Origin of the sequence: Pseudoalteromonas sp. TAE56, assembly GCF_000497955.1 — a bacterium.
Lineage (GTDB): Bacteria > Pseudomonadota > Gammaproteobacteria > Enterobacterales > Alteromonadaceae > Pseudoalteromonas.
Genome location: NZ_AUTN01000145.1, coordinates 36,823 through 48,413 on the forward strand (window position 1 = coordinate 36,823; position 11,591 = coordinate 48,413).

Here is an 11,591-nt window from a genome sequence, read left to right on the forward strand (position 1 = left end):
AGAGCGTGATGCTTAGCCTGTAGGCGTGCAGCTTGCTGGCGCGTTAAAGCGAAGCTTTAAGGGCTTTTTATTTGGTTAGTTTAAAGTAATAAGAAGCTTCGCTTCTCACGTGAGCAAGCTCGACGCCTACAACACAGCCATAAAATTGAACTCGGTGCTATGAATTCTCTTTAGGCGGACAGCTTGCTGGCGCGTGAAAGCGAAGCTTTAAAAAGTTGTTTGATTATATGTCGATTATACTTAACTCTAAATAATCAGAAGCTTCGCTTCTCACGTGAGCAAGCTCTACGTCTACAACAAATTTTTACTTCTTATATAAAAACACCGCGTTTAATTTAAACGCGGTGTTTTTTATTGCTTGCTGAAAGCTTTTAGTTGAAAGCCAACTATTATGCCTTACAGATTAAGCGTAAACGTAACACCTGCTACACGAGGCTCACCGAGTTGTGTATAGGTATGCGTTTGGTAACCATCTTGCGGATCGTTACCAAACTCAAAGCCACGTGTAGGGAGCGTTTCATCAAACACGTTACGAGCCCATGCGCGAACTGCCCACATGTCTGCTTCGTAGCCAAAGCTTAAATTAACTAAGTTGCTGCTTGGTGCTTGTGAGTTGTGGCTATCAGAGAAGTAGTAATCGTCTTTACCTTCAATACCCACCATGCCGTAAAATGCGTTAGTAAAGTTGTAACGTGCAGTAAACGCATACTGGTATTTAGGTGACTGCGCTTGCTCACGACCGTCTTGATTTAAGCCTGATTGTGTTACAAAGTCGTCTATTTCAGTGTTTAAGTAACCAGCACTACCCGTTAAAAATAGATTATCAGTTAGTTGGTAACTTCCCTCAACTTCTAGTCCGTAGTTGCTACCAGAGCTTGCGTTATCAACATAACCGGTAAATTGCTGGCCTTCTACTTGCCATGCTTTTAACTGAATATCGTCGCGGTGCATGTAAAATGCAGCTAAGCGAAGTGTAAATTTGTCATCAAGCGATGAGCCTTTAACACCAAATTCGCCGCTCCATAAATATTCAGGGTCGAAACTGGTGTGTTGCTGGAAAAAATCAGCGCTTAGGTTTAAGCCTTCATCTTTCGCTTTAGCTAGTGCTTCTGAGTTAATACCGCCAGCTTTGTAGCCACGCGTGATACTGGTGTAGATCATCGTACGATCAATTACTTGATACTCTAGCGCTATTTTACCGCCAACCATTACGTCGTCAGTGTCTTGTATAAAGCCATTGCTATCGGTGTAGTCGCCTTGGTATTGCTCTACACGTAAACCTGTAATTAATGTTGTTTTAGGACCAATTGGAGTAGCTACTTGACCATATACTGCAACGTTACTCGTTTCGTAAGTTGAAGAAAATGGGCTTGCTAGCCATGTGTATTGGCGCTCTAAGTCAACGTCACGGTTTTGGTAATAAATACCCGCAACCCAGTTACCTGTTTTAGAGTTAAACTGTAAATCTACAGACTGATCGTCGCGATCGCGGCTGTAAAGATCGGTTGAGCTGTATCCATCAGGGTGTAAGCCTGCAGCACATAACTTTGGCTCACTTGTATCGTTACATACCCAGTCTTCGTCAAAGCTGTAAAGTAATTCGGTATCGATAGCCGAGAGGTTTAGATTTACATCAAAAGCGTCAAAACCCGTGTAAGTATTATTAACACCGATTGCGTAGCTTTCTTGATTATCTTGCCCTGGCTCATCGGCAACACTATTGCGGCTGTTATCAAGCGTAAATGCATCGTAACCGTTGTTTATATCAATATAGTGAAGGTTTAACTCAGTATTTAAATGCTTTGTAAGCTGACTGTTTATTTTAAAGCGGGCTACTTGTTCGTCTTGATTTTGTGTTTCGTCATTTAAATACAAGTTATCTACGTAACCGTCTGACTTTCTGCGAAAGTAGCTAACGCGTGCGCTAGTGTCATCTGTTAAGCCTGTGCTTGCTGCAATGCCTGCTTCACGTGTGTTGTATGTGCCAGCACCTACTTGTAATTTTAAACTTGGATCGCTCGTGGCTTTAGCTGAACCCATTTGGATCATACCGGCCATACCGTCTGCGCCAAAGCGTGTACCTTGTGGGCCACGATAAATTTCTACTTGGTCTATATCAAATAATAATGAGCTGCCACCAAGTCCAGAATAGTTAATGCCATCAATTACTAAGCCTACAGATGGATTAATAGGGTCTACAAATTGTGAGCGAAGTCCCACGCCACGAATTTGGATGTAACGACCACGCGACGCACCAGATGCAAAATTTACATTGGCGGCACTGCCTAACATTTCGTCTAAGTAACTTGCACCACGTTGATTAATTTCATCTTCGCTGAATAAGCTCGCACTCGCGCTTAAAGTTTGAATGTTTTCGCGCTGAAAATCGCCGGTTACAACAATTCTTTCTAGGTCGCTATCATCAGCGTTAGCTGCAATTGGTGCACCAAGCAGCGGTAAAAGTGCGGCAGTAATTAAAGACAAACGTAAGTTCATTGGGTTACTTAACTCCATTTTAGGGACTCGTATGGTAGCAATTATTTAAACACATGTGCTATAAACGCGGCAATTATACGTTAAATAATCAGGATTACTAATATGACCTTTAAAGTTGACTTCAAAGTACGTGATTACGAATGTGACTTACAAGGTATCGTAAATAACAGTGTTTATTTTAATTATTTAGAGCATGCTCGCCATGAATTTTTGTCCGCACACGGTATTGATTTTGCTCAATTAGCGAAAGATAAAATTAACCTAGTCGTGATGCGCAGCGAAATGGACTATAAACATTCACTATTACCTGGGGATGAATTTTATGTGGCTGTAGAGCCGCAGCGTATTAGTCGTTTAAAATTTGCGTTTAAGCAAACGGTTATACGTAAAAGCGATGAAAAAGTAATGCTCAATGCACTGGTTATAGGAACGTCCGTTAATGAAAAAGGTAGGCCGTTTTTACCAGAGCAAATAGATAACGTATTCAAAACTACAACTTAGTGCTTAATTGTATAACTTTTAAACTATCATAGAACAAAAATTTACATTTAAAACATGCATTTTTAACGGATAAAGGGCATAAATATTGTTACAATTATATTAATTAGACAATTAGTTAGTAGTAGCATGAAATTAGCAGCAATACCGATGCTTATAGTCGGTTTATGTGTTGGTTGCGCATCAACAGGGACGGTTACCAGTGAGCAGCTTAAATACACCCAATGGCAATTATCACGTGTTGATGGTTTAGCAATTCCACCTTCGTTTAATGCATCAATGAGTTTTATTGAAGCACTGCAAGTAAACGGTTTTGCTGGCTGTAACAAATTTTTTGGTGAGGGCTCGCTTGAAGAAAGTAACCTTACCGTAAGTAAACTAGGAATGACGCGCAAGTCGTGCGGCGAAGACCTTGATGAGTTTGAGCAGCAGTTATTACAAGCCTTAAAGCAAGGTGCCGAGCTTAAAATGCAAGACCAGCAATTAGTCATGCAAGGCGAGCAAACATTTGTGTTTATCCCTAAATAATTTTAAGTTTTTGAAAAACAGCCCCTTGCGGGCAGTTTTTAACTGACGTACACTCAGTGCAGATTTGTTGGGTAATACCTTCAAATCAACGAACAGAATTTATATATCAATACTTGTCGGAGTGCCAAAGCTAAGTAATTAGTTTGTGGCTGAGATCGCGAAAGCGGGATCCGTGAACCTGATCAGGTTAATACCTGCGTAGGGAACAAGCTGCCTAAATCAGGACGCTTGTGCGTCTTTTTTTATGCGCACAATAAAGTGATTTTGTTTTTTTAGGCTGCAAAGTAGCATGTACGCTACTTTACGATCTTTCTCTATTCCTCGGAATATCTGACAAGACAACCCTTAAGCAATGAGGCAAGTCATGTCAAATACTACAAATAAAGCGTCACGCCGAGAAACTCGTGCTGCCGCGTCTGAATATATTTATAACTTAACGGGTCAACCGTTCCCAAATTCTCATAAAGTATACGTTGAAGGTACTCAACCTGGCGTGCGCGTTGGTATGCGTGAAATCACATTAAGTGATACGTTTATTGGCGGCACAGATGAAAACCCTGTTTATGAGTCAAATGATCCGCTACGTGTTTACGATACGTCGGGTCCTTATACAGATCCTAATTTTGAACTTGATGTACGCAAAGGCTTACCAAAATTTCGTGAGCAATGGATTGAAAGCCGTAGTGACACTGAGGTTTTAGAATCAGTGACGTCGCAGTTTTCGCAGCAGCGCATGGCAGATGAAGGACTGGATCATATTCGGTTTGATCACCTTCCAAAAATTCGCCGTGGTATCGCGGGTAAAAACGTAACGCAAATGCACTACGCACGCCAAGGGATTATTACTCCTGAAATGGAATACGTAGCCGTTCGCGAAAATATGGGGCGTGCAGAAATTCGTAAAGAATTACTAGCCGCTCAGCATAAAGGCGAGTCGTTTGGTGCGAGTATTCCTGAATTTATTACCCCAGAATTTGTACGCGACGAAATAGCCCGTGGTCGCGCTATTTTACCAAATAATATAAACCACCCAGAAACCGAACCTATGATTGTAGGGCGTAACTTTTTAGTTAAAGTTAACGCCAACATTGGTAACTCATCGGTTAGCTCATCTATTGAAGAAGAAGTAGAAAAAATGGTGTGGTCTACCCGCTGGGGTGCAGACACCGTGATGGACTTATCAACGGGACGCTACATTCACGAAACGCGCGAATGGGTTGTACGTAACTCGCCTGTCCCTATTGGCACAGTACCGATTTATCAAGCGCTTGAAAAAGTAAACGGTGTGGCTGAGGATTTAACGTGGGAAATTTTCCGCGATACGCTTATAGAGCAAGCCGAGCAGGGCGTTGATTACTTTACTATTCACGCCGGTGTATTACTTCGTTATGTACCAATGACGGCTAAACGCGTGACCGGCATTGTGTCGCGCGGTGGCTCAATTATGGCTAAGTGGTGTTTGGCGCATCATAAAGAAAATTTTTTATACACGCACTTTGAAGACATTTGCGAAATTTTAAAACAATACGATGTGTGTTTTTCACTTGGTGATGGACTTCGCCCTGGTTCGATTGCTGATGCTAACGATGAAGCGCAGTTTAGTGAGCTACGCACATTAGGTGAACTGACTAAAATTGCGTGGAAGCACGATGTACAGGTATTTATTGAAGGCCCTGGTCATGTACCAATGCACATGATTAAAGCCAATATGGACGAGCAATTAAAGCATTGCGACGAAGCGCCATTTTATACATTAGGCCCGCTAACGACTGATATTGCACCAGGGTATGACCATATTACCTCGGGTATTGGGGCGGCTCAAATAGCATGGTACGGCTGTGCAATGCTGTGTTATGTAACACCTAAAGAGCATTTAGGTCTGCCAAATAAAGAAGATGTTAAAGAAGGCTTAATTACCTACAAAATTGCAGCGCATGCCGCTGATTTAGCAAAAGGGCACCCAGGCGCGCAAGAGCGCGATAACGCCTTATCAAAAGCACGCTTTGAGTTTAGATGGCATGACCAATTTAATATTGGTTTAGACCCTGACCGTGCTCGTGAATATCACGATGAAACCTTGCCGCAAGAATCAGGCAAAGTAGCTCACTTTTGCTCCATGTGTGGTCCTAAATTTTGCTCTATGAAAATTAGCCAAGAAGTACGCGATTACGCTAAAGATTTAGAAACACGCGGTATTGATCCAAATGATGCTGGCGAGGCTATTGAAATCAAAATGGTTGATGTAGAAGCCGAAATGAAAGCTAAATCAGCTGAGTTTAAGCAAACAGGCTCAGAGATTTACCACAAAGCGGTATAGCTAAAAGTTAGATGCAGACGTAGGTGAGGTTTTATACCTCGCTTCTTTAAAAGTTGAAGAAGTGCGAGTGAATTCGCACCTACTAATAACTGCTTTGGAGGTTTTATGTTTTATAACATTGCTGTGGTGGGTTTTGGTTTAGCTGGGCGCTTAGCTGCCCTTGAGCTAAGTAAGTTGCATCATGTAACGGTGTTTGAAGCTGACGATGAGCAAACCCCAAATAGCGCCGGTAAAGTGGCTGCAGCTATGCTGGCACCGCTGGCTGAGTCGGTATTATGCGAGGCTGACTTAGCATTAATGGGCCTTGATTCAATGAAGCGCTGGCCGGGTATTATTGCTGAACTTGAAAGTGACGTTTTTTTTCAGCAGCAAGGCACTTTGGTCATTGCGCACCAACAGGACAAAGGCGATTTACAAAGCTTTGCACAGCGTATAAAACCGCTAGCTGATCACACTGCCGAACATATAAATGCTCAACAAATTACAAAGCTTGAACCTGAACTTGCAGGGCGCTTTAATCAAGGCTTATTTTTACCCTGCGAGGGGCAAATAGATAACCAAGCATTTTATAAAGCCAGCTTTGCACAGCTCAACAAACGCAAAGTAAAGTTTGTATTTAATCAGCGCGTAACCATTAGCGACAACAAAATAAATAATCGACCATTCGATTACATTATTGATTGCCGTGGGCTTGGTGCTAAAAATACTCAAGTTGATAAACCGCTTAGAGGTGTGCGCGGCGAAGTAGCAAGGTTATACGCACCAGAGGTAAGTTTAACGCGACCAGTGCGTTTAATGCACCCGCGTTATCCAATTTATATAGCGCCTAAACCCAATAATGAATATGTAATTGGTGCGACCGAAATCGAATCTCAAGACAGCGGCGCGGCAACAGTGCGCTCAACCCTTGAATTACTTTCAGCCGCTTATACCGTACATAGCGGGTTTGCCGAAGCACGACTACTTAATATTCAAACCGGATTACGCCCCGCATTTAGCGATAACCGCCCAGAAGTATCACAAGTTGGTAATGTAATTAGCATTAACGGCTTATATCGACATGGTTATATGTTGGCGCCGGCATTAGTGGCACAAGCAGTTTCACGAATAGAGTGAGAATAAAATGAACATTACAATTAATGGCGAGCTACTTAATGTTAATAACAAAGCGCTCGTTGAGGTACTTCAAAGTTTTGGTGCAGCCGCGCCTTTTGCTGTTGCTGTTAATAGCGAATTTATTCCACAAAGTCAGCACAGTAACTATGTACTTAATGAAGGCGACAGTGTTGAGTTGCTGTCACCCATTCAAGGCGGATAAAGCTCATGCAAACTAAAGACTGTTTAACTATTTATGGTGAGCAAGTAAATAGCCGTTTATTAATAGGCTCTGCGCTTTATCCGTCGCCTGATATTATGACCCAATCGATAGTCGCCTCTGGTGCTGAAATTGTAACCGTATCGCTTAGGCGTCAGCAAAGTGCAACAGCAGGTGATGACTTTTGGCAGTTAATAAAAAATACAGGCTTAAAAATACTGCCTAATACCGCCGGGTGCCACAGTGTTAAAGAAGCCATAACGCTTGCAAAAATGTGCCGAGAGGTATTTGCCACCGATTGGATAAAGCTAGAGCTGATTGGCGATGATTACAATTTACAGCCTGACCCTTTTGCGTTACTTGAAGCGACAAAAATATTAATTAATGATGGTTTTAAAGTACTGCCTTATTGTACCGATGACTTAGTACTTTGCCAGCGCTTAAATGAGCTAGGGTGTGAGGTTCTTATGCCGTGGGGAGCACCAATAGGTACAGGCAAAGGCTTGTTAAATAGCTATAACTTAAAAACTATTCGAGAGCGCTTACCCGATACCACACTAATAGTAGATGCAGGTTTAGGTTTGCCATCGCATGCCTGCCAAGCACTCGAAATGGGGTATGATGCGGTATTATTAAATTCAGCCATTGCAGGGGCGGGTTGCCCAATTACCATGAGCCGCGCATTTAAAGCCGCAGTTGAAGCGGGGCGCTTTGCATACAAAGCAAAAGCGATGCCGGAAAAAGACGTTGCAGCCCCATCAACCCCAACAATGGGGATGCCATTTTGGCATCAGCAGTAAGGAAAAAATATGAATAACGTAGTATGGACCATTGCTGGCTCTGATTCGGGCGGCGGTGCAGGCATTCAAGCTGATATAAAAGCAATGCAAAGTTTTGGTGTGCATGGTTGCACGGCAATTACGGCGCTTACTGCGCAAAATAGTTTAGGTGTAGAAGCTATTAATGCAGTGTCTACCGATATTATTGAATCGCAGTTACTAGCGCTTGAAAAAGACATGAAAGCCAAAGTGATTAAAATTGGTATGTTAGCCAACGTGCAGCAAATTCAGTTGATCAGCGAACATATAAGTCACTATAAAGCTAAGTGGCCAGTGCCTCCCGTTATTGTATATGACCCTGTTGCTATTGCCTCAAGCGGTGACTTACTAACAGAAGAAGATACGGTAAGCGCAATTAAAGAATGTTTACTGCCGCTGGTGGATGTAATAACCCCAAACACCCACGAAACACAGTTATTAACCGGTGTGTATTTAATTGGCCCAGCTGCAATAAAAGAAGCGGCTAATAAGCTATTAAGCTGGGGTGCAAAAGCCGTTGTTATTAAAGGCGGGCATTGGGATTACCCAAGCGGCTATTGTATTGATTATTGTGTAAATAATTTTACGCAAAATGGTGAAGAGTATTGGCTTGGCAATCAAAAAATACAAACACCGCATAACCACGGCACCGGATGTAGCATGGCTTCGGTAATTGCTGCGTGTTTAGCTAAAGACTACCCATTAAAAGATGCCTTTATTTTAGCTAAAGCATATATAAACCAAGGGTTAAAACAGTCTGTACGCTACGGCGAGGGAATTGGACCGGTTGCTCAGACTTCATTCCCCACTAATTTAGCAGATTACCCACAAGTGATTGAGCCAGGTAGCTGGCTTGGCGATGAACTCGATTTTGATGTGCCGCTTGATTTTAATATGGCTGCTGATTTTGCAACGTGCGAAAGTAAATCGCTTGGCTTATATGCAGTTGTAGATAGTACCGATTGGCTAGAAAAGTGCTTACAACAAGGCATTAAAACAGCTCAGCTGCGCGTTAAGAATAAAACCCAAGATGAGCTTGATGGGCTCATTAAGCAAGCCGTTGAGCTGGGAAAGCAATACAACGCACAGGTATTCATAAACGACTACTGGCAGTTAGCTATTAAGCACGGTGCATATGGTGTGCATTTAGGGCAAGAGGATTTAGACATTGCTAATTTAGCCGCTATTAAAGAGGCAGGGTTAAGGCTTGGGCTTTCGACTCATGGTTTTTATGAAATGCTGCGTGCGCATAATTATCGCCCTAGTTACATGGCATTTGGTGCTATTTACCCAACCACAACAAAAGACATGACAGGTCAAATACAAGGTCTTGAAAAGCTGATTAAGTTTGTACCACTTATGCAAAGTTACCCAACAGTAGCAATAGGCGGTATAGATTTAAGCCGTGCTGAGCAGGTAGCTAAAACCGGCGTAGGCAGTGCTGCCGTAGTGCGTGCGATTACCGAGGCTGATAATTACGTAGAGGCCATAAGCGCTCTGCAAGTGGCCATAAGCAGTGCACATTAATACTAACAAGGGTAATACTAACAAGGCTAATCTTAATATGGTCAGTAAAAGTGAATGAGCTAAGCGATAAAGAAACCCTACGATACAGCCGCCATTTATTGCTTGAAGAAGTAGGGCTTGAAGGGCAATTAACGCTTAAAACTTCAACGGTTGCGGTTGTTGGGGCAGGCGGGTTAGGTAGCCCAGTACTTTTGTATTTAACTGCGGCGGGTATTGGAACGCTTATTTTAATTGACGATGATGAGGTAGAACTTTCAAATTTACAGCGCCAAGTGCTTTATAAAATAAACCACTTGGGGCAAAACAAGGTCGCCGCAGCGGGTAAAGTATTAGCGAGTCTTAATAATCAAATAAATATAGTAACGCATTGTAAAAAATTAGATGAGAGTAATGCAGCCTACATGCTAAAAGGGGCTGACATAGTACTTGATTGCTCTGATAACTTTAGTACTCGCTATAGTGTAAATCGTTATTGTATTGCTAATAAAACACCGTTAATTTCTGGTGCTGCACTCGCAACTAAAGGGCAGTTAATGGGCTTTGACTTTAGGCAAAGTAATAGCCCGTGTTATGGCTGTGTTTTTTCAGAGGGCGAAGCTACACCCGTTATAAATTGCAGTAACGCAGGGGTTATCAGCCCGCTACTGGGTGTAATTGGCTCTATGCAGGCGCAACTCACGCTCAACTTATTGCTGGGGCATGCAGAGGGGGCTGTGTTTATAACCTTTGATGCGCTTACTTTAAAACAACAGCACTTTAAAGTGATTAAAGATTTAGAGTGTAAAGAGTGTGGAAAATAGGTTTTTGAGGGGCTTGTGCCTGTTATTACATGTGGCGTTAAGAAACCAAAAGCTGACGCTTTTAACGTGAGCAAGCTTCACACCTTGTATCTCTCATTGATTAATGATTAGCTATCATTTATCACATCGAAGTCAGTGAGCTTGCCTTTACGCCTAGTATTTAATACTGCGCCGTAGATAAAGCCCTGACTTTCTATTCTCACAAACTGAATGGTATCCAAGCACACTTTTTTTAAGTAGATGCTGTATGTACAAGGGGAGTAAGTAGAGATGATGTTTATCGGCATTGATATTAGTAAAGAGAAGATTGATTTATCGTGGTTGAGAGACCAGCTTACAAACAAAATTAAAACAAAAGTCTTTAAAAACAAGCATCAAGACTTTTTAGCAATAGAAAAATGGCTTTTAAATACAACTAAAAGCGCTGCTAATGAGCTCGTTATCACCCTCGAACCAACGGGTGTTTATCATGAAGCACTGATGTATTTTTTACACGAGCAAGGCTTTAATATTATTTTAGCGAATCCCGGTAAAGCTAAAAAGTATGCAGACGCTTTAAACATAATTCATAAAACAGACAAATCTGATGCAACGATGCTTGCTCATTACGGCTGTGCTAAGCACGCAGTCGTTAGTTATTGGCAACCTGATGCATTAGAAGTTAGAGAGCTTAAAGCCCTTATCCGTCGTTTAGATGCGCTTGAGAGTAACCGACAACGAGAAGCTAACCGATTAGAAGCAAGTGAATTCAGCAACGTTTCCGCGCGTGTTTGCCAATCGATAAAAGTAACTATCGCGTTTTTAGATGACGAAATTAAACAGCTTAAATCTGACATTGATAACCACATAGATAATGAACCTGATTTAAAAAGAAACAGGAAACTACTTGAGTCTATCCCTGGCATAGGGCCCGTATTATCGAGAGAGCTGACGTATTTATTTGCGGCTAAAAAATTTAATAAAGCCAAAGAAGCGGCGGCTTATTGTGGATTAATTCCACGGCATAATGAATCGGGTAAATTAAAAGGGCGAACATCAATCAGTAAACTTGGGCCAGCCAGAATTCGATGTAAACTTTATATGGCGGCCATTGTTGCAGGGCAATGGAATAAAACAATAAAACGACATAAGTTAACGTTAATAAATAATGGTAAAACACCGATGCAAGCTGTGTGTGCAAATATGCGAAAGCTCATTCATATATGTTTTGGTGTAATAAAAAACCAAGAAGCGTTTAAGCTCCAAGAAAGTTAAATACGACCTTGAAGCTTAAAATGAGAGATGGTATCTAC

General features: G+C 41.9%; 10 protein-coding genes and 1 riboswitch. Of the genes, 9 read left to right on the plus strand and 1 reads right to left on the minus strand.

The genetic code is table 11. The features are described 5' to 3' along the window. Positions 1 to 396 precede the first annotated feature (396 nt). Positions 397 to 2,514, minus strand: coding sequence for a TonB-dependent receptor (locus L656_RS0118725; protein ID WP_024600332.1), 2,118 nt, complete (start codon positions 2,512 to 2,514; stop codon positions 397 to 399). A gap of 84 nt (positions 2,515 to 2,598) precedes the next feature. On the opposite strand from L656_RS0118725, the gene L656_RS0118730 reads away from it, so the two are divergent. From L656_RS0118730 to L656_RS0118770, 9 genes are all read left to right on the plus strand, one after another. Further along, the gene (locus L656_RS0118730; protein WP_024600333.1) at positions 2,599 to 2,997 is read left to right on the plus strand and encodes an acyl-CoA thioesterase; all 399 of its coding nucleotides are present in this window, start codon (positions 2,599 to 2,601) and stop codon (positions 2,995 to 2,997) included. Positions 2,998 to 3,123: 126 nt separating this feature from the next. Further along, the gene (locus tag L656_RS0118735; protein WP_010555269.1) at positions 3,124 to 3,522 is read left to right on the plus strand and encodes an META domain-containing protein; all 399 of its coding nucleotides are present in this window, start codon (positions 3,124 to 3,126) and stop codon (positions 3,520 to 3,522) included. 107 nt (positions 3,523 to 3,629) lie between these two features. After that, a riboswitch (TPP riboswitch) is annotated at positions 3,630 to 3,744 on the plus strand. A 142-nt stretch (positions 3,745 to 3,886) separates the two neighbouring features. Beyond that, a complete protein-coding gene (gene thiC, locus L656_RS0118740; RefSeq protein ID WP_024600334.1) occupies positions 3,887 to 5,839 on the plus strand; it encodes a phosphomethylpyrimidine synthase ThiC in 1,953 nt (650 codons plus the stop codon). 105 nt (positions 5,840 to 5,944) lie between these two features. Continuing rightward, entirely contained in the window at positions 5,945 to 6,955 is a 1,011-nt protein-coding gene (locus L656_RS0118745) for an FAD-dependent oxidoreductase (RefSeq protein WP_024600335.1), read from the plus strand. Between the two features lie 7 nt (positions 6,956 to 6,962). Next, positions 6,963 to 7,157, plus strand: coding sequence for a sulfur carrier protein ThiS (gene thiS / locus L656_RS0118750; protein ID WP_024600336.1), 195 nt, complete (start codon positions 6,963 to 6,965; stop codon positions 7,155 to 7,157). 5 nt (positions 7,158 to 7,162) lie between these two features. Then, positions 7,163 to 7,954 (plus strand): thiazole synthase, encoded by a 792-nt coding sequence (locus L656_RS0118755; RefSeq protein ID WP_024600337.1) that lies wholly within the window; start codon positions 7,163 to 7,165, stop codon positions 7,952 to 7,954. A gap of 9 nt (positions 7,955 to 7,963) precedes the next feature. Further along, on the plus strand, positions 7,964 to 9,499 hold the full coding sequence (thiE, locus tag L656_RS0118760; protein ID WP_024600338.1) for a thiamine phosphate synthase: 1,536 nt from the start codon (positions 7,964 to 7,966) through the stop codon (positions 9,497 to 9,499). Between the two features lie 50 nt (positions 9,500 to 9,549). Beyond that, entirely contained in the window at positions 9,550 to 10,299 is a 750-nt protein-coding gene (locus L656_RS0118765) for a HesA/MoeB/ThiF family protein (RefSeq protein ID WP_024600339.1), read from the plus strand. A 270-nt stretch (positions 10,300 to 10,569) separates the two neighbouring features. Continuing rightward, on the plus strand, positions 10,570 to 11,553 hold the full coding sequence (locus L656_RS0118770; protein ID WP_024599096.1) for an IS110 family transposase: 984 nt from the start codon (positions 10,570 to 10,572) through the stop codon (positions 11,551 to 11,553). The last annotated feature ends 38 nt before the right edge of the window (positions 11,554 to 11,591 follow it).